Raw genomic sequence first — 23,549 nt, forward strand, 5'->3', positions numbered from 1 at the left:
GTAACACTTCGGTCAGAAGCTCTCTGCAAACCAGCGCAGGATCGCTTTTGGGCCGCGCTCCCCGCCCGCCGAATGGCGCAGGCGGCGTTCGCCGGCCGCATTGAGCGGGGGTGGGCCCGAAATCGCTTCGGCCGTGCCGCGCGAGCGGCGTACGATCACGCCCGCGCACGCTGAAAACGCGGGACCGGAAACTGCATCGCCCAGCCCTGCAAGGCCGCTGGGTTTACCCAGACGGACCTGTTTGGACAGAATTCGCCCCGCCAGTTCGGCCGCACCAGGCAACTGCGCTGCGCCTCCCGTCAGGACCAGCCGGCGTCCGGCAGCCTTCGAGACGCCCGCCGAATCAAGCCTGTCGCGAATGAGTTCGAAGACCTCTTCCAGGCGAGGCCGGATAATCGAGTTCAGAAGCGCGCGCGGCTGCTGGACCATCGTGGAATCCGCATCTCCGGCCACTGGCGGCGTTTCGATCATCACCTGATCGTCGTCCGGGCTGTCCAGTGCGGAGCCATAAAGCACCTTGATGCGCTCTGCCGCACTCATGGGCGTGGACAGGCCACGCGCGATATCGCTGGTAACATGCGCCCCGCCGATCGGAACGCCATCGACGTGAATCAGCGAGCCCTCGTTGAAAACGCCGACACTGGTCGTGTTCGAACCCATGTCGATCACCATGGCTCCCAGCAGAAGCTCGTCCTCGACGAGTGTGGCGAGCCCGGACGCGTAGGGCGTGGCGACAATCCCCGCGATCGACAAACGGCAGCGCTCCACACAGGTGGTCAGATTGCGCAGCGGCTCCACCGCGGCGGTGACGATGTGAAGATCGACGCCGAGCTCCCTGCCGAACATGCCGCGCGGATCGCGTACTCCGCGATGATTATCGACCCGCCAGCCCAGCGGGATGGCATGGAGCATCACACGGCCCGGCTCGAAATAGGTCTGCAAGCCCTCGCGCAGTGCGCGGCGCAGGTCCCGATCCGCAACCTCGCGCCCGGAGAGCGGCGCATCGACGCCAAATCGGCGCGAGCCCAGCCCGCCCGCGGCGGTAACCAGCGTGACCTCGCTCACGGCGTGCCCGGCCATGCGCTCCGCGTTCTCGACCGACGTACGGATCGACTGCTCGGCGGCATCCATGTCCACGATCGTGCCGCCTCGCACGCCGCGGCTGGAATGGTGGCCGACGCCAACCACGCGCAGACGCGAACCGGCAAGCGTGGCTTCGCTCTTCACGATGAAACAGACTGTCTTCGACGTTCCGACTTCAAGGGCGGCAAAAAAGCCAGGCTTGGGCGCGCCCCCGGCATCGCTCTCCTTGCCAGCCCCCACCTGATCAAACACGCCCATCGCGATCACGCTCCCCGTCCACGCGCAGCAGCTGCGCGATCCGGCCAAGCCCGGATCACCAGCTCGCCTTGAGTTCTCAAATCAAACGCCTGGGCATCAAGGTTCAGCACGCCGCGTTCGTCGTGCAGGGTCGCAATCAACGCCAGCGCCGACGCCGGGTCGCCCTCCGGCAGGAGGATGTCGCCGCCGGCCAGGAGGCGCAAATTCCAGCGCCTCTCGCCAACGCGCACCGCGTGCGTCACCAGCGCGTCGATGGCCTCCTGACGTGCCAGCAGGTCGAGAAGAGGCGCGGCTTCGGCATTGGCGCCTTCGCCTACCACGCGGGGCAGCGCGCCATACTGGGTGGCTTCCGCCGCTGCGATGACCGTGCCGGAGCGATCGATCACATGATGGGCGCCGTTGTGCTGCCACACCGCGAACGGCTCGCGTTCCTTCAAGATTACGTAGACCCGGTCTGGCCAGAGCCGCGCCACCTGGGCCTCTTCCACCCAGCTCATCGCCTCGATCCGCGCGCGGGCTGCAGCCGGATCGATCGCCAGAAGGCTGTGGCCTGGGTCGACGCCCATCGCCTCTGCGATGGCGGCACCATCCAGACGCGAAGCGCCCGTAACATCAACCGCCCGGACCGCAAATCCGGATCGGGCCAGACGCGCATCCAGCCCCTCGTTGAGCGCCGCACCGATCTCGTCCATGCGCCCCAGCGCCATCAGACCAGCCAGAGACAGGACGCAGAGACCGCCCACGCCCAGTACGGCCAGGCGCAACGCATAGCCGGCGCGATAACGCGCTGCACGCAGCCGCGCCGCCATCCAGTTGGACAGCTTCGCACCGCGTGGTGAAACCGCTTTTGCCTTGCGCCGCGACGCGGCCGGCTTTCTGGGTTTTGCCGATCGAGCCGTTCCGGCGCGTCCTACCTTGGGCACGACGCATCCTCCGCCATCCAGGCCACGAGATCGGGGAAGCCGATCCCGGACCAGGCCGCCTGCTCGGGGGCCAGGGATGTCGGAGTCATGCCGGGTTGGGTATTAATTTCGAGTAACCATAGACGGCCATCTCCAGCTTCATCCCAGCGAAAATCACTGCGCGTGAGGCCCCGGCACCCAAGCTCTTTATGTGCGATGAGCGCGGCCTCGCGCGCCTCCTGGGCAATCGCCTCCGGCACCTGCGCGGGAATCTCGTGGACGGAGCCACCCGCCGAGTATTTGGCTTCGTAATCGTAGAAGGCTGTCTTCGGGATGATCTCGGTAATGCCCAGCGCGCGCCCGTCCATGACCGCAACGGTCAGTTCGCGCCCCGGCACATAGGTCTCGATGAGAACCTCATCGCCATACGGCCAGGTATCGGACGCCAGTTCGGCCGGCGGACGGTTTGCGCCTTCGCGCACAATAAGCACGCCTACCGAAGATCCGCGGTCGTTCGGCTTGGCGACGTAAGGGGGTTTGAGCAAATGTGTTTTCGCAGCGTCAAACCGGTTCGCGATCACCCCTTCAGGGCAATGCAAACCGTGTGTTCGAAGCACTGCCTTGGTCAACTCCTTGTCCATCGCCAGCGCCGACGCGGTCACTCCTGAATGCGTGTAGGGTTTACCGAAGTAATCCAGTAGTCCCTGAATACGCCCGTCTTCGCCGAATTCGCCGTGCAAGGCATTGAAGACAACATCGGGATCGGCCGCCTTGAGCTGATCGTAGACATCGTGGCCGACATCGATCTCGACCACGTCATAGCCCTTTATGCGCAGGGCCTCCGCGCACTTGGCACCGGAAACCAGCGAGACATCCCGCTCGGCCGACAAACCGCCCTTTAGAACTGCGATGCGCTTGGTCATCGACCCGCCCTTTCTCCGAGGCGCTTGACTTCCCATTCCATGTCCACGCCCGTCAGTGCCTTGATATCCGCGCGCACACCTTCGACCAGTGTTTCGAGGTCTTCCGCCGTGGCACTCCCGTCATTGATCAGGAAGTTGGCATGCAGCTCCGAGAACCGCGCTCCGCCCACGCGCCGGCCGCGCCCGCCCACGAGATCGACGAGTTGCCAGGCGGAACGCCCCTCCGACAGAGCCGGATCGGGGTTCTTGAACGTCGACCCGGATGTCTTCTCGCGGATGGGCTGGGTCTCCTCGCGCCGTGCGGTAATATCGTTCATGCGCCTCGTGACGGCGTCGGAATCATCCACCTCGCCCTGATAGAGCGCTTCGACGAAAATCCAGTCCTGCGGGGCGTCGCTGTGACGGTAGCCGTAGCCCAGCTCTTCACGCGAGGCGACGATGCGTCGTCCCCGACGATCCAGCGCGACCGCCTCGATCAGGCGGTCCTGGGTCTCGGTCCCGTAGCAACCCGCATTCATTCGCAGCGCGCCGCCAATCGTACCCGGTACACCCACGTAGAATTCTAGGCCGCCTATCCCGGCCTTCGCCGCCGCCTTGGCTACCGTCTTGTCGAGGGCGCCGGCGCCGGCACGCAAGCGCGCGCCCTCAAGCGGCTCTGTTCGGGCAAAGGCGGGCCCCAGACGAACCACGACACCATCCACTCCGCCATCGCGCGCGAGCGTGTTGGACCCCGCGCCCAGCACGTTGACCTCGATGTCACGCGGCGTCTCGGCCAGAAATCGCGCCAGATCGGCTTCGTCGGCAGGAATGAACAGGACGCGCGCCGGTCCGCCCACTCTCAACCAGGTAATATCCTTCAGCGCCGCATTCTCGATCAGCTTGCCGCGAACGCGAGGCAGACGGTCGATCAGGCCGGTTTCGCTCACAGAACCGCCTCCAGACGCGATGGCAATTCGGCTGCCCACGCGGTGATGTCTCCCGCCCCGAGGCAGACAATGAGATCGCCTTCTCGCACCCGGGTTACCAGATCCTCGGGCAAGCGATCGCGATCGGTAGGCGCGGCATCGCGATGCCCGTGCGCGTGCAGGCCGGCGACCAGGGCCTCGCGGTCTGCACCTTCGATCGGATCCTCTCCGGCGGCGTAGACTGGAGTAACCAGAACGGAATCTGCATCGTTGAAGCAGGTACAGAAATCCTCAAACAGGTCTTTCAGGCGTGAGTAGCGATGGGGCTGGCAGACGGCGATCACACGTCCCTCGGCGGCACGTTGACGCGCAGCCTTTAGGACCGCGCTGATCTCCACCGGGTGATGCCCGTAATCGTCGACGATCACGACGCCCTTGGCCTCACCGGTCACTGTGAAGCGCCGTTTCACGCCGCCAAATTTTGCCAGAGCCGACTTGAGCGCCGGTTCGCTCCCTCCTAGGGAGGCAACAACGGCGAGCGCGCCCGCTGCGTTCTGGACATTGTGCTCACCCATCATGGGCAGGGTGAAATCTGACCAGACCTCGCGCTCACCGCCAACCGGCTGAAAGACGAGATCGAAGGTCGAACCGGCCGGGCTGGTGCGCAGGTTGACCGCGCGGACCTCGGCCTGGGGATTGAACCCGTAAGTGATGACGCGCCGGTCCTCGATGCGCGCCGCCAGCGCCTGGACTTCTGGATGGTCAGTGCACAGCGCGGCAAACCCGTAGAACGGCAGGTTCTCGACAAATTGTGCGAACGCGGCACGCAACACGTCGAAGCTCCCATAGTGCTCCATATGTTCGGGATCGATATTGGTGATCAGGGCAACTGAGCCGCGAAGCTTGAGGAAGGACCCGTCACTTTCATCGGCCTCAACGACCATCCAGTCGCCTTCGCCCATTTTGGCGTTCGAACCATAAGCCGAAATTATACCACCGTTGATCACGGTCGGATCGAAACCCGCCCCGTCCATGAGCGCGGCGATCAGCGATGTCGTGGTGGTCTTGCCATGCGTCCCACCCACCGCGACGGCGTATTTCAGACGCATGAGCTCCGCCAGCATCTCGGCCCGGCGCACGACCGGAATTCTGCGGGCGCGCGCCGCGGCGAGCTCGGGATTGTCCCGCTTGACTGCGCTCGACACGACCAGTGCGCCGGCTCCGTCCACGTTCTCGGCCACATGGCCGATATGCACAGTTGCGCCCTTCGCGCGGAGGCGCTCGACATTGGCACTGTCCTTGATGTCTGATCCCGTGACCTCGTAGCCCAGATTGAGCATCACTTCGGCGATGCCGCTCATCCCGATCCCGCCAATACCGACGAAGTGAACCGGACCGACGGAGGCGGCAAGATCGACAGGGGCCATGAAATTACGTCCTGGAGGCAGTTTGAATAAGGTCGGCGAGCGTGGAATCGGCGTCAGGCTTGCCCAGGCTATGGGCTTTCGCGGCCATCCGGCCAAGAGCTTCCCCGTCGCCCAGCAGGCTTTCAAGGCGCGTCGACAGCGCCTCGACAGTCAGGTCGCGCTCGCGCACGACTTCCGCTGCACCGGCGTCCACCAGGGCTTCTGCGTTCGCGCTCTGGTGATCATCCATCGCGATGGCCAGCGGCACGAACAGGGCCGGACGCCCCACGACCGCAATCTCGGCCACGGAGGAGGCTCCAGCCCGCGCGATTACGAGGTGTGCCCGGCGGTACTGCTCGTGCATATCGTCAAAGAAGGCTTCGCAAACCGCGTCCACGCCGGCCGCCCTGTATGCGGCGCGCGCGGTCTCGATGGATTCCGCGCGCGTCTGCTGGACGATTTCCAGACGCTCGCTCAGCGAGTCTGGAAGACGGGCGATCGCTGCGGGCACCGTTTCCGACAACACTCGGGCACCCAGACTCCCCCCGATCACCAGAACCCGGACAGGACCGTCCGCTCCGGGCGCCTGGTAGGCCTGATTGCGCGCGGCCCGGATCGGTGTCCGCACCGGGTTGCCGGTCACCACATGGGTGACGCGCCGGTTGATCCGGTCGAGGCGTTCGAAACCGGATGCGACCGCCTCGGCGCCCCCGGCAAACAACCGGTTGACCCGCCCGAGTACGGCGTTCTGTTCGTGGATGATGTAGGGAACACCCCTCAGACGCGCCGCTGCCAGCGCGGGAAAGGCCGGATAACCGCCGAAACCGGCAATCACGTCCGGCTCGAAGTCCGCCATCAGCCGACTGGCCTGTCCGACACCCGACCAGAGCTTGATCAATGCCTTGGCAAGCTTCACCGGGTTTTTGACAAACGGGCTGGAAGCCGAGATCTGGTGAATGCGGCCACCTGGGAAATCGCCTGCATGCGCGTGCCCGCGCGCGTCGGTGATCAGGGCCACCTCCCATCCGCGCTCGATCAGGGTTTCGGCGCAGGCACGAGCAGGAAACATGTGTCCGCCCGTGCCGCCTGCGGCGATAAGGCAGCGCTTCGTCATGTCAGCTCCGATGTTCGTAGGCGCCGGGACGGTGGCGGGTCAGCGCCAGCATCAGCCCGGCCGAAAAGCACAGGGCCAGCATGGACGAGCCGCCATAGGAAATGAAGGGCAGCGTCATGCCCTTGGGCGGAATCAGGTTCAAGTTGACCGCGATGTTGATCAGGGCCTGAAAGCCGAACAGCAGCGCAAGGCCGGCCGTGGCCAGCTGCGCGAAATGATCGGTCAGTCTCAGGGCGCGCGTCCAGGCTTGGGCGAACAGGATCGCGAACAGGCCGATGATGGCGAGCGAGGCGAGAAGTCCGAATTCCTCTGCGGCGACCGAGAAGACGAAGTCGGTATTGGCTTCAGGCAGGAGACGCTTGATCTCTCCTTCGCCCGGACCGACCCCGAACAGGCCGCCTTCGGCAAAGGCCTGGCGGGCACGCTCGGTCTGTGCCCACTCTGCCTGGGGTGCCAGGAACGCAGCGATCCGCGCCTGAACGTGATCGAGGCTGAAGTACGCGATCATCAACAGGCCGCCGCCCGCCACGCCTAGCCCGGCGGTATATATCCACGGCAAGCCGGCCGCGAACAGCATGGCGCCAAAGATGACGCTGAGCAGGATGGTCTGTCCGAAATCGGGCTGGATGATGAGCAGCCCCACGCTCACCGCATAGATCAGCAGGGCGATCAGACGGCCGGGAACCGGTGCGCCGCGACTTTCCTCAGCGAAGAGCCAGGCAATGATGACGATGAAGGCCGGTTTCAGGAATTCACTCGGCTGCAGCCCGAAGCTGCCAAAACGAATCCAGCGGATGGCACCGTTGATCTCGTTGCCGATGAGCGGCAGCAGGGCCATCAGGCCGAGGGAGCCGATCAGGGCGAGCCCCGCAATCCGGCGAACACCGGTAATCGAGAGGGCCGACGTCCCGATCAGAAGCACGATGCCTGCGACAGCAAAAGCCGCGTGGCGCGTCAGAAAGTAGAACGGGTCGTCCAGAGCCAGCCGCTCGGCCGCCGCCGGTCCTGCCGCGAGCGACAACGTCAGCCCGACGCCGATCAATGACAGCACAATAAAGATCAAGGTCCGGTCGAGACCTCGCCACAAAGCAGCGACACGTAAACGGCTTGCGGCGATCATGCGGCATCTCCTGCACGCGCTTTGGCGATCAGGTCCGTGACCGCCATGCGGAACGTGTCCCCGCGATGTTCATAGCTGCGGAACTGGTCGAAAGAAGCACAGGCGGGCGAGAGCAGCACGACCGGGTCCGGTAGCCCGCTTTCAACCGCATCCTTGGCTGCGCGGGCCGTTGCCGCATGTAGTGAGGGACACGCTACGGTCTCGACCTTGCCTTTGAGCTGGCGAGCGATCAGATCGGCATCCTGACCGATCAGGTAAGCTTTACGCAGACGGTCGAAATAAGATGCAAGACCTTTGACGCCGCCTTCCTTGGCCTGGCCGCCCGCAATCCAGAAAATGTTCTCATAGCACCCGAGGGCCTGGGCTGCCGCGTCGGCATTGGTCGCCTTGGAATCGTTGACGAAGACAACTGGTCCGACCTGACCGACCCGCTCCTGGCGGTGGGCCAGTCCAGCGAAGCTCTCCAGCCCGGCAGCCGCATCTTCCTGGCTGAGCCCGAGACGGCGCACAGCGGCGTAGGCGGCGGCTGCGTTCTGCGCGTTGTGCCGGCCTGGCAGAGCGAGAGCGCGCCTCAGATCGGCCGCCGCGTGAGGCTTTCCGTCGAGCGCGTCATACACCGTGCCGCCCAAGGCATAGACGCCTTGGGACAAGACCTTCCGCGAGGAAACCGGGATGACCGAGTCTTCGTTGGCACTGCGCATCTGGGTGAAAACTCGCGAGGTTGTTTCATCGTCAACGCCGATGATCGCGCTGTCGCCATCGCCCTGCGTCGCAAAAATCCGGCGCTTTGCCGCAAGATAGTTCTCGATCGTGCCGTGCCGGTCGATATGGTCTGGGGTGAGGTTGAGAAATACCGCCACATCGCAGTGGAGCCGTTCAACCAGGTCGAGCTGATACGACGAGAGCTCCAGCACATAGATCGCTCCGGGCCTCGGCGGCGCCAGCGAGAGAACGGCCTCGCCGATATTTCCGCCGACACGCACGTCCATGCCTGCCGCCTTGAGCATATGTCCGATCAGAGCCGTGGTCGTCGATTTCCCGTTCGTGCCGGTGATCCCCACGACGCGCACACCTTCAGTGTTCGCGATCTCGCCGGCAAACAGTTCAATATCCCCGATGACCGGGGCCCCAACCGCCTGTGCAAGCTCAACCATCCGATGCGGCTTGGGGTAGTGAAACGGTATGCCCGGCGACAGGATCAGTGCAGCAATATCGCCCCAGTCGCGGCGATTCAGGTCTTCCAGCGTGAGCCCGGCCTTCTGCGCCGCCTGGCGGGCGGCCTCGTTGTCGTCCCACGCCACGACCTTCGCCCCGCCCGCGGCCAGGGCCTTGGCGGTGGCAATGCCGGTACGCCCCAGCCCGAAGACGGCAACGCTCCGGCCCTTGTACGCGGTGACGGGGATCATGCAGCTACCTCAGTTTCAGCGTCGACAGCCCGATCAGGGCCAGCACCACTGCGATGATCCAGAAGCGGATCACGATTGTGGGCTCGGCCCAGCCCATTTTCTCGAAATGGTGATGAATTGGCGCCATCTTGAAAATGCGTTTGCCGGTCAGCTTGAAGCTCGCAATCTGGACCATCACTGACACGGCCTCGAGCACGAACAGGCCACCGATGATCGCGAGCACGATCTCGTGTTTGACGGCAACCGCGATGGTTCCAAGGGCGCCCCCCAGTGACAGCGATCCGGTATCGCCCATGAAAACCATGGCCGGTGGTGCGTTGAACCAGAGAAAGCCCAGCCCTGCGCCGAGAATGGCGCCGCAGATCACGGCCAGCTCCGCCGTGCCCGGCGTAAAGTTCAAGAACAGGTAATCTGCGTAGATCGCCGATCCGACAAAATAGGCGATGAAGCCGAATGAGCCGGCGGCGATCATCACCGGCACGATCGCCAGACCATCCAATCCGTCCGTGATATTGACGGCATTCGAAGCGCCAACGATCACGAGCAGACCGAAGATAAAGAAGCCGTACCCCAGCGGGATCAGAAGATCCTTGAAGAAGGGCACCGCAACAGAAGTCGCAAAATCCTCCGGCACGCCGGGCGCTTCGCTCAACAACGACGTCATCCAGAATACGGCGACGAGCGCGATAACCCCCTGCAGCGCCAGCTTTCCGCTGCCTCGCAGACCTTCGCTCGTCTTTTTGGTCACCTTGCGCCAATCATCGATGAAGCCGATTGCGCCAAATCCGGCAGTCACGAAGATCACGACCCAGAGGTATTGATTGGTCAGGTCGCCCCACAAAAGAGTCCCGACAAGAATCCCGATGAGGATGATGAAGCCGCCCATCGTCGGGGTACCCGCTTTGGCCACGATATGGCTTTCCGGACCGTCGGTGCGGATTGGCTGAGAGCCCTTGGAGCGCAACCAGCGGATGAAACCGGGGCCGATGAGAAGAGCCACGACAAAGGCCGTGATCCAGGCCGCCCCGGTTCGAAAAGTCAGATAGTTTACAACGTTGAAGATCTGGAACTGGTCAGCAAGCTGCGAGAAAATCAGATAAAGCATGGCAACCCTCAGGCGTTCGACCGCGCGGCCAGACGACCTTCACGCAGGCTTGAGACGATTTTGTGGACGCCCGATGCATTCGAGCCCTTGATCAGCACCACGTCGCCGTCGTGCAGCTCGTCAATCAGGATCTCTAATGCTGAATCGGCCGATCGTGCAGATTGCCCCGTCACCGATTTCGGCAGAGCGTCGAGCAGGGACTGCATCAGCCGCCCCACCGCGATCACGCGCGAGACGCCCGCCTGGACCACCGGCTCGGCCAGCGCGCCATGCATGCCCGCACTGTCCAGGCCAAGCTCCAGCATCTCGCCCAGAACTGCAATACGGCGCCCCTGCCCGCGAGGCTGGCGCTTGGAGAGCGAATCCAGGGCGGCAGTCATCGAGACGGGGTTGGCGTTGTAGCTGTCATCCACGATCACAGCCTCGCCGCCTTCTGGAAGGCTCAGGGTGAAGCTGGCGCCCCGCCCCGCTGCCGCGGTCTGCCGCTCAAGGGCGGCCACGACCTGTTCTGCTTCCAGGCCTGCTGCCACACAGGCGGCCATCACCGCAGCAGCATTAAGGCCTTGATGCGCCCCGCTGGCTGCCAGCTTGAAATCCACGAGCCGCCCAAGCACGTTCAACCGGCCGCGCCCGCCGTCAGGCGCATCGTCGAACCGTTCAAGGCGGACAGCAGCATCCCTCGCAGCACCAAACCCGAACAGGAAGGCGGCGCGCGACTTCATCACCTTGCTGGCCAGCCGGTCATAATAGGCGTCGTCGGAAGGAATGACCGCGACCGCGTCTGGCGCCATCCCCTCGAATATCTCCGACTTCGCGTCGGCGATCGCCTCCATGGACCCGAGATTCTCCAGGTGGGCTGGTGCGATCCTGGTAATGAGCGCGACATGGGGCTGAACCAGGCGGGACAGGGGGCGTATCTCGCCGGCGTGGTTCATCCCCATCTCGAACACGGCGTGTTCTGTAGTCTGCGCCATGCGTGCGAGCGTCAGGGGTACGCCCCAGTGATTATTGAAGCTCTTCACGCTCCAATGGGCCTGGCCCGCCTCGCGCAGGCTGGCCGCGATCCACTCCTTCACGCTGGTCTTGCCGACCGAGCCGGTCACCGCGATGCGACGTGCGTCCGACCGGTCCCGGCTTGCGATTGCCAGCTTGCTCAACGCCTCCATCACATCGTCGACGACCAGGCGCGGGCCTTCGCAGGCATCGGCCCTGGATACCAGAGCGGCCGCCGCGCCAGCCTTCATGGCAGCAGGGGCAAACTGATGTCCGTCCCGTTCCGCCGTCAGCGCCACGAAAAGATCTCCGGCGTCCAGCGACCGGCTGTCTATGGAGACGCCGGTTGCTGTCCACTCGCCGCCTTCCAAGTGTCCGCCCGTGACATTTGCGGCAACTTCTGCGGTCCATAGCGGTGCACTCATGAGCCCCCCTCCCGGCGCGCCAGTGCCTGTCGCGCCGTCTCGCCATCGTCAAACGCAATCACCTCATCGCCGACGGTCTGACCGGTTTCATGACCTTTGCCCGCAATCAACAGCGTGTCCCCAGCGTCCAGCAAGGACACTGCTGTGTAGATGGCCTCGCCCCGGTCACCAATCTCGCGTGCGCCGGGGCAGGCTTCCAGGATCGCCTTGCGGATCTTCGCCGGATCTTCGCTACGCGGGTTGTCGTCGGTCACGATGGAAAGATCGGCCAGCTTCCGGGCCACCTCGCCCATTTTCGCGCGCTTCGTCGGATCGCGGTCACCGCCCGCTCCGAAAACCAGAACAATACGCCCCTGGGTGTGCGGCCGCGCCGCACGCAAGAGCTTCTCAAGGCCGTCGGGCGTGTGGGCGTAGTCGATAAGAACGGGCGAACCCTGGCGGGTCTTGCCTGCTTGCTCAAGCCGACCGGGGACTCCGGTCAGGTGTTTCAGGCTCTCCAGCGCTGCGCCCGGAGCCACACCACTGCGGATCGCCAGGCCGGTCGCCATCAATGCGTTTGCCGCCTGGAATTCACCAATCAACGGTAGCGTGATCGAGTGGGCTTCGCCCTGATAGACCAGTTCGATATCCTGGCTGGCGGGATGAGGCGTGATCTCTTTCAGCTGCAGGTCGCGTCCGGCCCAGCCCACGGTAAACACTTCAAGGCCCAACTCTTCGGCCCGGGCTGCGACCCGCGCCCCCCACTGGGTATCCACGTCCACGACCGCCGATCCACCCTTGGGCAGTAGCGTGTCGAACAACCGCATCTTGGAGGCGAAGTAGTCCTCAAAATCAGAGTGATAATCGAGATGGTCCTGCGTGAGGTTGGTGAAGCCAGCCAGGCTCACCGTTACTCCGTCCATGCGGCGCTGTTTCAGCCCGTGACTGGAGGCCTCCATCGCGAGATGCGTGACACCCTTGACCCTCAGCTCGCTGATCGCCTGATGCAGACGGATGGCGTCGGGAGTCGTGTATCCAAACTCGGTGCGTCCGGAGGCTAGGGTCACGCCCAACGTGCCCAGTGCAGCGGCCTCAAACCCGGCGCGACTCCAGATCTGCCGCAGAAACTCCACCGTGGAACTCTTGCCGTTGGTCCCGGTCACTGCTGCGACCGTATCCGGCTGACCCGGATAGAATTTCGACGCCATCTGCGCGAGCGCCTCGCGCGGATCCTCAACGGCGATCAGCGGCTTGCGCGTCGCGGTATCCGGCGTCCCCAGAATGGCGGCCGCCCCTTTATCTTCGGCCATCGGAATGAACTGACGGCCATGAGCCTTCACTCCCGGCAGTGCGGCGAACACGAAGCCAGGCTGAACCGACCGGCTATCCAGCGCCAGTCCGGCGACAGGCAGATCCAGTAGCGTGTCGTCCAGCGTCACGCCGTCCGGCAAGATGTCGCGCAAGGGCCGGGCCGCGTTCATGGCTGAGGCTCCGCTTCTGACAAGGATACAAGATCGAGAGGTTCTTCCGGTCCCTGCCTGACACGCACACGTGGCGGGAACATGGCCGAGACAAGGTCTGCTTGCGCGGAGGGATCGGCCTCGCGCGGCGCGACGCCCAGAATCGACGCCAGCTGGCCGATCACCTCGCCCGCGGTCGGCGCCGCGTTCCAGCCGGCGGTCCGGTAGCCGTGCGTATTCTCGGTGGGCTGCGGCAGGTAGAGCGTGACGAGCAGCACGTATTGCGGATCATCGAACGGGAAGATGGAAATGAAGGAATTATAGACCGCCCGGCGATTATAGCGCCCGTCCACGATCTGCTCGGCGGTGCCGGTCTTTCCTGCCACCGCCAGCCCTTCAACATTGGCCGCTCCGCCCGAACCCTCGGTAACCACCTGACGCATCACGCCCAGAACCTGAGCTGCGGTCGATGCACTCATCACCGGTTCGCCGACAACCGTTTCGCCGGGCGCGACCGGCCGGAAGGTCGGTGGTACGTAGACGCCACCATTCGCAAGCGCTGCGTAGGCAGCCGTAAGCGTCACCGGGGAAATATTGAAGCCATGGCCGAACGACGCCGTCATGTTCTCCGTACGCCCCCACCGCGCGGGCATCAGCGGCTCTGCGCTTTCTGCAAGCTCCACCGGCGCGCGCTCGAACAGACGTAGATCGCTGAAGAAGCGCCGCATCTCCTCGCTTCCGATCGTATCGGCCATTCGCGCGGTCGCAATGTTGGATGAGTGCACGATAGCTTCACGGGCTGTGAGCGGACGGCGCTCGGGATGGAAGTCATGGATGGTGAAGCCCCCGACGCGCAACGGATGGGTCGCATCAAAAACGTCTCCGACGCGCACCTCTCCGGTTTCGAGAGCGGCGGCAAGGGTCAGCGGTTTCATCACTGACCCCAATTCATAGACTCCGGTCAGCGCGCGGTTGAACCGGTCCACACCCGCAGAATCCGAAGGACGGTTCGGATCGAAGTCAGGCAACGATACGAGAGACAGAATTTCGCCTGTTCCGACGCGCATGAGGACGGCGCTCGCGCCCTCGGCACTGAACTCCGCCATCCTGGCCCGCAAGACACGTTCGATCGCATTTTGTGCAGTCAGGTCGATCGACAGGCTGACCGGTCTGCCATCGCCGGACGACAGCTCTGATTCAAAGGCAAGTTCCGCACCTGAGACGCCATTGAGATCGGTATCGGTATAGCCGACGACATGGGCGGCGGCGCGCTTTTTGGGATAGATGCGCCCGGCCTCAATCCTGAAATCGAGCCCAGGCAAACCGAGAAGGTGGATCGCCTGGCGCTGGCGCGGCGTGAGTTGACGGGCGACCCACACGAACCGACGGTTGGAGGAGAGCATGCGCGCCGTGCGATCGACATCAAGGTCGGTGAGGACCGTGGCCAGCTGCTCGGCGGTTTCCTGCGCATCCCACACCATGGCCGGGTCGGCCCACAAGGAATGAAAATCGAGATTGGTCGCAAGCACCTCGCCGTCGCGGTCGGTAATCTCTCCGCGGCGAACCGGTGCCTCGGCATAGCTGTGCGGCACACTGGCCGGGTCCGCAGGAAACAGGGCAAGTCCGGTCGCGCGGACACTCAGAACGGCGAAGAACAATCCGACGCCCAGGCCCATGACCATGAGGCGCGTCCGCGACAGGGACAGCGCTGCCCCCGCTTCATCCTCGAGACGCAAGAGCTGGGCAACGTCGGCAGGCGCGGCTTCACAGACAGGCGGCGGCGTGCGCCCCTCGCGAGTTTCTCGAACCTTGACCTTGCCCCAGAAGCGCCCGAGCCCGCGTGCCATCAACCGCCTCCGCCCGTCCTGCGGAGCCCCATTGAGGGATATGCACGCGGCGCGCCAGTCAGTTGCGGAGCTGCCTCTTCTGTCTGGATCTGAGGAAGATCGGAAAGCTCGATTTCCTGATTGGGCCGTACCGGCTCAAAGCCTAGATACGCACGCGCCAGGGCCCGCAGCTGTTCCGGATCTTCCAGGTGGGCGACGTTGACGGAGAGTGTATTGATCCGCCCCCGCTCCTCGGCCAGTTCCGCCTGCAGATGTGCCAACCGGTCCTGAGCTTCGCCCGCCTCGGTCTTGGCGATGTAAAGCGCGAGCAGAAGCGCGGCTGCGACGGTTAGCATCAGAATATTGAGTGCTTTCATCATCAGACCAGCTCCAGGAGACGGCTATAGGCCGGCACGCCGCGAAAGGCGCTTTCGGCGCGCGGCCAGGCGGATGCTTCGTTACGAACACCTGCGCGCAACTTGGCGGAGCGCGCGCGCGGGTTTTCAGAGACTTCGGTCTCGCTCGGCTCGACCGCCTTGCGTGTGAGCAGAGAAAAGCTCGGTTCGTGCTCGGGCAGCGCTTCCGGCTCATGACGCGAGCCGCGACCCAGAAGACCTGCACGTTCACGAAAGAACGTCTTAACCATGCGATCTTCCAGTGAATGGAAGGTAACAATAACGAGCCGGCCAGCCGGCTTGAGAATCTGTTCGGCTGCCACCAGGCCCGCCATCAGCTCGCCCAGCTCGTCATTGACGAAGATGCGCAGCGCCTGAAAGACCCGCGTTGCCGGGTGGATGCGGCCGGGTTTGCCGCCCACTGCGCGCGAGACGATATCGGCCAGGCGCAAGGTCGTGGTGATCGGCTCGGATTCCCGCTCGCGCACGATGAACTGTGCAGCGCGACGCGCCTTCTTCTCCTCGCCGTAGACCCGGAAGATTGCGGTAAGCTCGTCGAGCTCCAGCTTGTTGACCGCGTCCGCCGCACTGGGACCTGACCGCGACATGCGCATGTCCAGCGGCCCCTCTCGCTGGAAGGAAAAGCCGCGATCTGCCTCGTCGATCTGCATGGATGACACACCGAGGTCGAGGACGACACCGTCGACGCCCGAGCTCTCGGCTCGCTCGATCACATCCTCCATCAGGGAGAACGGCCCCTCGGCGAACGCAAATCGCTTCGGGTAGGCGCCTTTGACAGCTTCGACCGCACGGCGCGCAGTCGGATCGCGATCGATGCCGAGAACCCGCGTCCCATGAAATCCCAGGATGGCCCGCGTGTATCCGCCCGCTCCGAAGGTCGCGTCGACATACAGGCCACCGTCACGCGGTTCCAGCGCGTGCAGGACTTCCTCCAGCATGACGGGTCGGTGCGCCATCAGGCACCCTCCCCGGCTGCACGGCGCCTGGGCTTCAGGGCATGCTTGTTCTCACGCGCGGTCTCGAGATCCTGACCGTGCTGCTCAGCGATCGCTTCGGGACTCCATATCTCGAAGCGCTTGCCCAGACCGACAAAAGTGGCCCGCACATCAAGCCCGGCATAATCCGCGAATTCCTTGGGCAGTGAGATGCGGCCAGTCGAATCAAACGTCAGCGCGCGCGCCCCGCCGAAAATCACTCGCTCGATCGCAACGCGACGGTCGTCGTACGGATCCATCTCGTCCAGCGCATCGGCGTACTCGTCCATCAGGCGCTGACCGCAACCTTCCAGAAACGGTCCGTTAAATGAACGCCATACATAGATTCCGTTGAGCGGGTCGGGCGCCACGGCCGCACGGAAAGACGCCGGAACGGAAACCCGTCCCTTCGCGTCAATCCCGTTCTCGGTCGTGTAGAGAAACATCCCCGCTCCCAGCGTATCGATACGCAGCCCCCTCTGGCTGGTTAACTATGGGATACCATGGGATGTCGTGGGAAACAATCTGTAAAGCAGGTCTTAATGCCCATTCTTGAGCATGTGGATAAGTACAGACGGCCGATGCTGCAGCGCAACGCAAAAGAACATAATGTGAACATTTGAGGCGCCCAAATGCTCGCATTAACTTTTTCGCTAACGATAGTGGGGTCAGACGGCCTGTAAGCCGGGTTCTGTGCCGGTTTTTCCACATGGGAAAAACCGGTGGCGACCATTCATCTGCGCCAGTGATTGCTCACTGACTGAAGCGACCTACCCGGATGGCGCTCGGAAGGCGCGTGTCCGGACGAACCGGACTTCCATCCCTATTCGGTCTTGCTCCGGGCGGGGCTTGCCGTGCCCCCTTCCTTGCGGTCGGGGCGGTGCGCTCTTACCGCACCGTTTCACCCTTGCCGCGCCAGGCGCGGCGGTTTGTTTTCTGCGGCGCTATCCCTGGACCGGCAAACCGGCCCGCCGGGCTTTCCCCGGCGCCCTCCTTCCGTGGAGCCCGGACTTTCCTCTCCGGCCCGGCTTTCGCCACTGGACCGAAGCGGCCGCCCGGCCGTCTGACGCGCGGTAGATAGGCGCTTCACCCCGCTGGAGGCAAGCGTCTCACCCTGCAGACCGGCAGAGTTCAGCGACATGCGTGATCAGGGCCGCGGTCTGGGCATCGACGATCCCGTCTATCGAGGCAGGCCGGAAACGGCGCTGAAACGCGACGACGACAGCCTCCATTTCAAGACCGAAATGGCTATCGACCTCCAGCCCATAGCCAATCGCGGAGAGCGTGCGCTGGACGTCCGCGACGGGTTCGCCCGAGGCGCCGACGCGAAAATGCTCCGAGCGGGACTGCGAGACCTCGCCCGGCCACAGGCCCACACCGTGTTCGGCGAGATGCGCCCAGGGGAAGCGCTCGCCGGGATCCTGCTTGCGGCCGGGAGCCACATCGCTGTGCCCCACAACATCGCGCGGAGCGATCCCATAACGCCCCACGATGTCGCGTGAGAGCCGGACGACCGCCTCGATCTGGACGGCCGGGAACTCCGGTAGTCCAAATTCGTGACCGCCATTGACGATCTCGATGCCGATGGAGGCGGAGTTCACGTCGTCAATTCCTCGCCAGGATCCGGCTCCTGCATGCCAAGCACGGCGCTCTTCCTCCACCAGCCTCACCACCCGGCCATCTTCGAACACCAGATAATGCGCGCTAACCTTGGAGGCGGGATCGCGCAGACGCTCGAGCGCGGCTGCTCCTGTTTCCATGCCGGTGTAGTGCAGCACGAGCATCGAGATCTGGTCGTTGCGGTCGTCGTGATTTGGAGAGGGCGCGTCTTCGAACGTCATCTTGGTTTCTGCAATACGGTTTCCGGCTGGACGGTTTTGGCGCGCCGCGCGGCGACCGTCGCCACGCCGGCAATGGCGAGCGAGCCGCCGAGGACCAGCTGCCAGGTCACCGGATCGCCCAGCAGCACGACACCGGACACGACACCGATGAGCGGCCCCATCAATGTCAGCGGCGCGATCAGGGACGCATCATAACGGCGCAGCAGCCAGTAGAAGGTGCCGTGGCCAAACACATTGACCAGCAACACCGTAAAGAAGAGCGCCGCGATGAACACCCAGCCGCCCGATACCGTCGAGGCGAGCTGGTCGTGCTCGAACAGCAGGCTCGCGATCAGAAGCGGCGGGGCAGAGATCAGACCCATCCAGGCTTGCAGCGGAATGGGCTTGAGATCGACCTGCTTGACGAAGATCGAACCAGCCGCGGCCATGAAGGCAGCACACACACCGAATAGAAGCCCGGCGGTGAAGCTGAATTCGGCCGGCTTCATGACGACCAGACTCGCTCCGGCAAAGGCGAGTGCCATGCCTCCGCCCCGGATCCAGCGCACCCGCTCCTTCAAGAACAGGATGGACAGGATCGTGGTGAAGGGCACGGCGAGCTGGACGACGATCGCGATGGCCGACGGGCTCGCGTAATTCAGCCCCAGAAACAGGAAGGCGAACTGTGCCGCGCCCATGGTCAGAGAAGCGGCGATGACCGGTCCCATTTTTTTGGGAAACGGCAGGAGCCAGGGACCGAGGAAGGCATAGAGCAGCGCAAACCGCATGAAAGCAAAGAAGAGCGGCGGCGCCCCCTCGAACCCGGGCACGATTTGCGGCGTGCCGGACAGCGACCATTTCGCGACGACGAAGTTCAGCCCCCAGACGAGGCAAACCAGGAACAGGAGACCGAAGTGACGTGCGTTCATGGTGCCGGGTTAACGCCGCCTCGGGAGGGGTGCAAGCGGCAAAAATGGGTAGCAGGCTTGCGCCGTGCCGCAATTTTGTCCCCAGGACTCCAATCTCAGATCTCGCCTCCTACTACGACTACTATCGCGGCCAAGCTTCTGATTTTTCAGAACACAGCAGGACAGGGCGATGAGAATCGCAAGAGATGCGCCGGGTGCGGTGGGCCGTTCGGACGCGATATCCCCCCATTCGTTGGTCGCTCAGAGCGAAGCGAAACCTGTGGAAGCGAGGCAGTGTATGGCGCAGTCCGGCGGACGGGGACAGGCGCAGGACACGGCAGGCCCGGCCCGCACCGGGTCGGCCCGCACCGGTGGCTTCAGTTATTCGCCTGTGCACCGTCTGAATGCGCCCAGCGTGTCCTGGCGTTCGGCCAGCGCATCATACGCGGTCCAGTGGATATCGGTTGCGATGACAACCACACCGCCATCGGCGATGTCCCGGTAGATGGAGGCATCGCCGCTCTCGCGAACCTCGTTGTCGATGTACCAGAGCGCCCCGAACGCGGCCGGGATATCGACCCCATGCAGCATGTCCCAAGTGTCCGGCACAGGCGCGGCGTGCACACCGGTCCAGGCCATCAGGCGCTCCGGCGCAATACCGGCGTCCAGCAGGGCGTCGAGCCGTTCCTGATCCTGGATCTCCACCGAGATGGCCACGCGCGGATCGGCGCGCGCTACCCGGATCGCCTCCTCCGCCGTGTAGACAACCACCGCCGCATACGAGATGGCGTTCGCTTCCACGATTCCAGCGACGACCTCCTCAACCGGGAGGCCCGTCTTGACGTCCAGTTGAACAAAGGCTCGCCCACGCGCCCAGTCCAGTACGTCAGCAAGCGTCGGAATCGCGAAATCGGTGACCTGGCCGGCTTCGTCGACAAGACGCACCTCCACAAGATCGGCAAACGCCATCGCGTCTACCTGGCCTTCTCCGGTTGTGGTCCGCTCAAGCGTATCGTCATGCAACGCAATGATGATCCCGTCCGCCGTCCGCTGGATGTCCACCTCCAGGATCATCGGACCCTGCGCCAGCGTGTTGGCGAAGGTCTCGATCGCATTTTCCGGATAGCCCGGCTCCACCCCGCCGCGATGGGCGCTCACGAAGGCTGCGTCCTGATCTCGCAGGCAGCGCAGCACGTCCGGTATGACCTGCCCTTCCGGGGCAACAGCCGGAACCAGCGGTTCAGGCAAACCCGCCCAGGCATTGCCGGTCGCAGAAGGGTCGGCAGCACCGGCCCCCGTTGCCGAGCAGGCGGCGAGCCAGAACCCCGCGCATACCGCGATCATGAATGCCTCCGGTTTCATTGAGACAGATTTCCCGTTGCTTGACCGCGCCATCAGAACTGCACCGAGACACGAACATCGAAAGTCCGGCCGTAGGTGCCGTCGCCGAGTTTGTACTCATAGTCCGTGTCGAGAATATTCTTCACCGAGCCCTGCAAGGTGACGCTGTCGGTGAGCTGATAGCGCGCGGAAGTGTTGAACACCTCAAAGCCCGACATTTCGAAGGTGGAGGGATAGTCCGAGAGGAAATCGCTCCGGGCATATCCGTCGATCGTAAGGCTTAGCTGCTCGGTCGGGCGCGCGGTGAGGGCCACGCTGAACTCGTGCTCGGGCCGGCCGAAGAGCTGCTGGCCGTTGCTGACCTGCACCGAACGGGCATTGGTGTAGGCGATCGTCATGTCGAGCCAGTCCGCAAGACGTGCGGCGGCCTCCACTTCGACGCCGTCCATCTCCACCACGCTGGAAATATTCTGCGGCTGACTGACGCCCAGAGCCGGGTTGAACACCGAGAAGATCCCGTTATCCGCCTCACCAATATAGCCGGTCACCGACAGACGGTATCCGCCGCCCGCCGAGATCAGGTCGATCCCGGCATCGAGCATCCAGGTTTCCTCCGGCTCCAGGTCCGGATTGCCCTGGAAGGTCGCCGATTGTCCCAGAAGCTGTCGCAGGCTCGGAGCCTCTCGGCCGGTTCCGTACGACGCGCGCAAACGCACGCCGGTGTCGCCCGTCCATGTCTGGGGCAGCCCCCACGAGACGGCCGCGCGTCCGGTCTGCACACCGCCAAAGAGTTCGTTGTCGTCATGCCGGCCGGACAGGGAGACGAACAGGTCTTCGGCCAGCTGCCAGTTGAAATTGGCGTAGAAGCCGAGATTGTCGATGCTTTCGTCGATCGCCGCGAATGGGGCGCCGCTCAGGCTGCGAAATTCCGCGCTCTCGCGGCTCTGATCGACACCGGCCAGGAAGAAGGACTCCGATCCCAGATACCGGCTCGATCCATCGAACCGATAGGTCGCAAAATACTGAAATTCCCGACGCTCTCCCAGGCTTTCCGACACGCTAGAAGGCGTCTCATCCAGACTGTCAAGGCGCGTGTAGGCGACCTGACCATTGTGGATCAAGCGCCCTCCAAGCGAGTCCGCGGTGAAGCCGGCATGGGCGACCAGCTGTTCGCTGTCGACATGGCCCGGGGAGTCCTGGAACAGGTAATCGGGCAGGACCGGGTCACCGAAGAGGTAGCCGCTGTCTGTCTCGTTGGTCGATTCAGAAAAGCGCAGCCCGCTGCGCAGCTCCAGCCCGTCGCGCGGACGGTAGTCCAGATTGAAGGAGGCGGTTGTGTTGCGATAGCCGTCATGCTCGACATTGCCCGGGGCACGGCTGGCGATCGAGATGCCGTCGGTCTCAATGTGCGAGACCGAGGCTGCATAGCCGAACTGCCCGATCTCGCCTTGCGAGCCGATCCCGGCCTGAACGGTGTCGTGAGTGCCATATCCCCCCGTGAGGCGGAAATCCGGCTCTCCGCTCCCCCGTTTGGTAGTGATGGAGATCACGCCCGCCACTGCATCGGCGCCGTACACGCCCGACTGCGGCCCACGCAGCACCTCAACGCGGTCAATCATATCCAGCATGACGTGCTGGATGCCGAACTGGTTCGAGAATTCCGACGGGTTGTTCATGCGCACCCCGTCCACCAGGATCAGCGTATGCTTGGTGGTGAAGCCGCGCATGCGTACCTGGGTGTTCTGGCCAAAGCCGCCAGATCGGGTGACCGCCACTCCAGGCAGACGCTGCAGCACGTCATCCAGGACCTGAAGGTCGGCGAGCTCAATATCCTCGGCCGTGAACAGGCTCGCCGCCGAGCCTACCTGATCAATGCGCTGAGGCACGCGGCTATAGACGGTGATGATGTCATCGCTGGCGCGCGAGGAAAGCCGCGCTGCGGCAGCGTTCTGATCTGTCGCGGTCTGAAGCGTGCCGTCGGCTGCGACGGCAGCCGGAACCAGCGCGCTCGCGGCGAGCAGGCAACTGACGAAACGGGCGGCCGGTTTGATGCTGGTCATGATCCCCTCCATGCCAAATGGCCGCTCCGGTTTGCATCACTTGTGTGACGCCTGAGCCAAGCTGCGGAAACGTTTCCGTAACGCGAGCGCCTAAAACCACCTGCCGGCCGTTTGCTGACGTCCAAATGGCTCCGTCACAGAGGTGTCACCGCGATATATGAGAATGAACGGTCAGGAGGTTTGAATGCTCGACCGCGATGACTACTGGCCGCGCCTGATCAAGAGCTTGCGTTCACGTGAGCACCTGACCCAGGCCGACCTGGGCTCACGCCTCGGCGTGGACCAGACGGCTGTCTCGCGTTGGGAGAGAGGTCAGGACGCCCCGGCGCTGCGGCTTCGCCAGAAGATTCGCGATCTCTATCGGCAACGCGCCGCGGGCAAGCAGGATCTCGTGGCGCGGGCGCGAGTCCGAAACGCACTCTGGCCGGCCTCCCTGGTCGGCCCAGGCGCGGTCTTTATCGAGTTCAACGCTCGCGCGTTGGCGGAAATCGGCATCCAAGTGGACGACTTGCGCGGACGCAGCATTTACGGGCTTTTCGGCCCGGACGTCGATTGCGTCACCGAGCGATGGGAGAGTGCCGGCATCTTCCAGGGAGAGCTTGCCATGACGGTTTCGTTGAACCGTATCGAGAGCCCGGACGGGCCGACCTTCATCAAGACACTGGATACGCCCCATTTCACCTGGGATGGCGACATCTGGTGCCTGTGCGAAATCCAGCGCATCAGCGCAACCGAACACGCCAAGCTCATAGAGGAATTCGGCGGGGCCCACTTCGCCCTGCCATTCGACGCTCTGAATCACTGATTGAGGCCGTTGGCCGGATGGATGCGTCGGGAAACTAGCCCTCGCTGGCGCCGTCAACCGTCCAGCCGCGCGGACCGGGGCGGGCGATGAGGGTCACCGGACCTTCGCTGGCGCCCTTGCGGCCACGCACCTTGCGGTAGAGCCAGTAGGCGCTGGCGCCGAGCGCACCGAGACCGGCGATCACGAGAGCAGTCGCGGTCAGTACGGCCGCGAGCAGAACGACGAGGCCGATAAAGGCGGCGGCAATTACCGCAGCGAGGACCCCGCGCAGCAGGCTCATCGCACTCAAGCTGGTCATCGTGTGTTGTGCGCCCATCATC

The 23,549-nt window shown here is 63.9% G+C and carries 21 protein-coding genes and 1 other RNA gene; 1 reads left to right on the forward strand and 21 read right to left on the reverse strand.

Features of this window, described 5'->3' with window-relative positions:
• Positions 1-12 precede the first annotated feature (12 nt).
• From ftsA to E5162_RS06625, 20 genes are all read right to left on the reverse strand, one after another.
• Positions 13-1,341: a cell division protein FtsA gene (gene ftsA / locus E5162_RS06530; protein ID WP_135944177.1), complete on the reverse strand. Its 1,329-nt coding sequence runs from the start codon at positions 1,339-1,341 to the stop codon at positions 13-15.
• 5 nt (positions 1,342-1,346) lie between these two features.
• Complete coding sequence (locus E5162_RS06535) at positions 1,347-2,264, reverse strand: cell division protein FtsQ/DivIB (RefSeq protein ID WP_135944178.1); 918 nt, start codon at positions 2,262-2,264, stop codon at positions 1,347-1,349.
• Positions 2,252-3,166, reverse strand: a complete 915-nt coding sequence (locus E5162_RS06540; protein WP_135944179.1) for a D-alanine--D-alanine ligase — start codon at positions 3,164-3,166, stop codon at positions 2,252-2,254. The genes E5162_RS06535 and E5162_RS06540 overlap by 13 nt, the downstream gene beginning before the upstream one ends.
• A complete protein-coding gene (murB, locus tag E5162_RS06545) occupies positions 3,163-4,092 on the reverse strand; it encodes a UDP-N-acetylmuramate dehydrogenase (protein WP_135944180.1) in 930 nt (309 codons plus the stop codon). Before murB ends, E5162_RS06540 begins: the two co-directional genes overlap by 4 nt.
• Positions 4,089-5,498, reverse strand: a complete 1,410-nt coding sequence (murC, locus tag E5162_RS06550) for a UDP-N-acetylmuramate--L-alanine ligase (RefSeq protein ID WP_135944181.1) — start codon at positions 5,496-5,498, stop codon at positions 4,089-4,091. Before murC ends, murB begins: the two co-directional genes overlap by 4 nt.
• Before the next feature lie 4 nt (positions 5,499-5,502).
• Positions 5,503-6,591 carry an undecaprenyldiphospho-muramoylpentapeptide beta-N-acetylglucosaminyltransferase gene (gene murG / locus E5162_RS06555; RefSeq protein WP_135944182.1) on the reverse strand — a complete coding sequence of 363 codons (1,089 nt, stop codon included), beginning with the start codon at positions 6,589-6,591 and terminating at the stop codon, positions 5,503-5,505.
• 1 nt (position 6,592) lies between these two features.
• Entirely contained in the window at positions 6,593-7,711 is a 1,119-nt protein-coding gene (locus E5162_RS06560) for an FtsW/RodA/SpoVE family cell cycle protein (RefSeq protein ID WP_135944183.1), read from the reverse strand.
• Positions 7,708-9,117 carry a UDP-N-acetylmuramoyl-L-alanine--D-glutamate ligase gene (gene murD, locus E5162_RS06565; RefSeq protein WP_135944184.1) on the reverse strand — a complete coding sequence of 470 codons (1,410 nt, stop codon included), beginning with the start codon at positions 9,115-9,117 and terminating at the stop codon, positions 7,708-7,710. Before murD ends, E5162_RS06560 begins: the two co-directional genes overlap by 4 nt.
• Positions 9,118-9,121: 4 nt before the next feature.
• Positions 9,122-10,222 carry a phospho-N-acetylmuramoyl-pentapeptide-transferase gene (mraY, locus tag E5162_RS06570; RefSeq protein WP_135944185.1) on the reverse strand — a complete coding sequence of 367 codons (1,101 nt, stop codon included), beginning with the start codon at positions 10,220-10,222 and terminating at the stop codon, positions 9,122-9,124.
• 8 nt (positions 10,223-10,230) lie between these two features.
• Positions 10,231-11,640 (reverse strand): UDP-N-acetylmuramoyl-tripeptide--D-alanyl-D-alanine ligase, encoded by a 1,410-nt coding sequence (locus E5162_RS06575; RefSeq protein WP_135944187.1) that lies wholly within the window; start codon positions 11,638-11,640, stop codon positions 10,231-10,233.
• Positions 11,637-13,100, reverse strand: a complete 1,464-nt coding sequence (locus E5162_RS06580) for a UDP-N-acetylmuramoyl-L-alanyl-D-glutamate--2,6-diaminopimelate ligase (RefSeq protein WP_135944189.1) — start codon at positions 13,098-13,100, stop codon at positions 11,637-11,639. The genes E5162_RS06575 and E5162_RS06580 overlap by 4 nt, the downstream gene beginning before the upstream one ends.
• Entirely contained in the window at positions 13,097-14,926 is a 1,830-nt protein-coding gene (locus E5162_RS06585; protein WP_135944191.1) for a peptidoglycan D,D-transpeptidase FtsI family protein, read from the reverse strand. Before E5162_RS06585 ends, E5162_RS06580 begins: the two co-directional genes overlap by 4 nt.
• Complete coding sequence (ftsL, locus tag E5162_RS06590) at positions 14,926-15,285, reverse strand: cell division protein FtsL (protein ID WP_135944193.1); 360 nt, start codon at positions 15,283-15,285, stop codon at positions 14,926-14,928. The genes E5162_RS06585 and ftsL overlap by 1 nt, the downstream gene beginning before the upstream one ends.
• Positions 15,285-16,277 (reverse strand): 16S rRNA (cytosine(1402)-N(4))-methyltransferase RsmH, encoded by a 993-nt coding sequence (rsmH, locus tag E5162_RS06595; RefSeq protein ID WP_135944195.1) that lies wholly within the window; start codon positions 16,275-16,277, stop codon positions 15,285-15,287. The genes ftsL and rsmH overlap by 1 nt, the downstream gene beginning before the upstream one ends.
• Positions 16,277-16,741, reverse strand: coding sequence for a division/cell wall cluster transcriptional repressor MraZ (locus tag E5162_RS06600; RefSeq protein WP_135944197.1), 465 nt, complete (start codon positions 16,739-16,741; stop codon positions 16,277-16,279). Before E5162_RS06600 ends, rsmH begins: the two co-directional genes overlap by 1 nt.
• 218 nt (positions 16,742-16,959) lie before the next feature.
• An RNA gene (gene rnpB, locus E5162_RS06605) (RNase P RNA component class A) lies at positions 16,960-17,362 on the reverse strand.
• Between the two features lie 42 nt (positions 17,363-17,404).
• Complete coding sequence (locus E5162_RS06610) at positions 17,405-18,136, reverse strand: N-acetylmuramoyl-L-alanine amidase (protein WP_206751069.1); 732 nt, start codon at positions 18,134-18,136, stop codon at positions 17,405-17,407.
• Entirely contained in the window at positions 18,133-19,044 is a 912-nt protein-coding gene (locus tag E5162_RS06615; RefSeq protein ID WP_135944199.1) for a DMT family transporter, read from the reverse strand. The genes E5162_RS06610 and E5162_RS06615 overlap by 4 nt, the downstream gene beginning before the upstream one ends.
• A gap of 360 nt (positions 19,045-19,404) precedes the next feature.
• The gene (locus tag E5162_RS06620; RefSeq protein ID WP_158291221.1) at positions 19,405-20,367 is read right to left on the reverse strand and encodes a glycerophosphodiester phosphodiesterase family protein; all 963 of its coding nucleotides are present in this window, start codon (positions 20,365-20,367) and stop codon (positions 19,405-19,407) included.
• Positions 20,368-20,417: 50 nt separating this feature from the next.
• Positions 20,418-22,424 (reverse strand): TonB-dependent receptor plug domain-containing protein, encoded by a 2,007-nt coding sequence (locus E5162_RS06625; protein ID WP_158291222.1) that lies wholly within the window; start codon positions 22,422-22,424, stop codon positions 20,418-20,420.
• A 184-nt stretch (positions 22,425-22,608) separates the two neighbouring features.
• Between E5162_RS06625 and E5162_RS06630 the strand changes: the two genes are divergently transcribed.
• Entirely contained in the window at positions 22,609-23,229 is a 621-nt protein-coding gene (locus E5162_RS06630) for a helix-turn-helix transcriptional regulator (protein WP_135944204.1), read from the forward strand.
• A gap of 34 nt (positions 23,230-23,263) precedes the next feature.
• On the opposite strand, the gene E5162_RS06635 is transcribed toward E5162_RS06630, so the two are convergent.
• Complete coding sequence (locus E5162_RS06635) at positions 23,264-23,527, reverse strand: hypothetical protein (RefSeq protein ID WP_241973575.1); 264 nt, start codon at positions 23,525-23,527, stop codon at positions 23,264-23,266.
• Between the last annotated feature and the right edge of the window lie 22 nt (positions 23,528-23,549).

It is taken from the genome of Marinicauda pacifica (genome assembly GCF_004793635.1).
Classification (GTDB): domain Bacteria; phylum Pseudomonadota; class Alphaproteobacteria; order Caulobacterales; family Maricaulaceae; genus Marinicauda; species Marinicauda pacifica.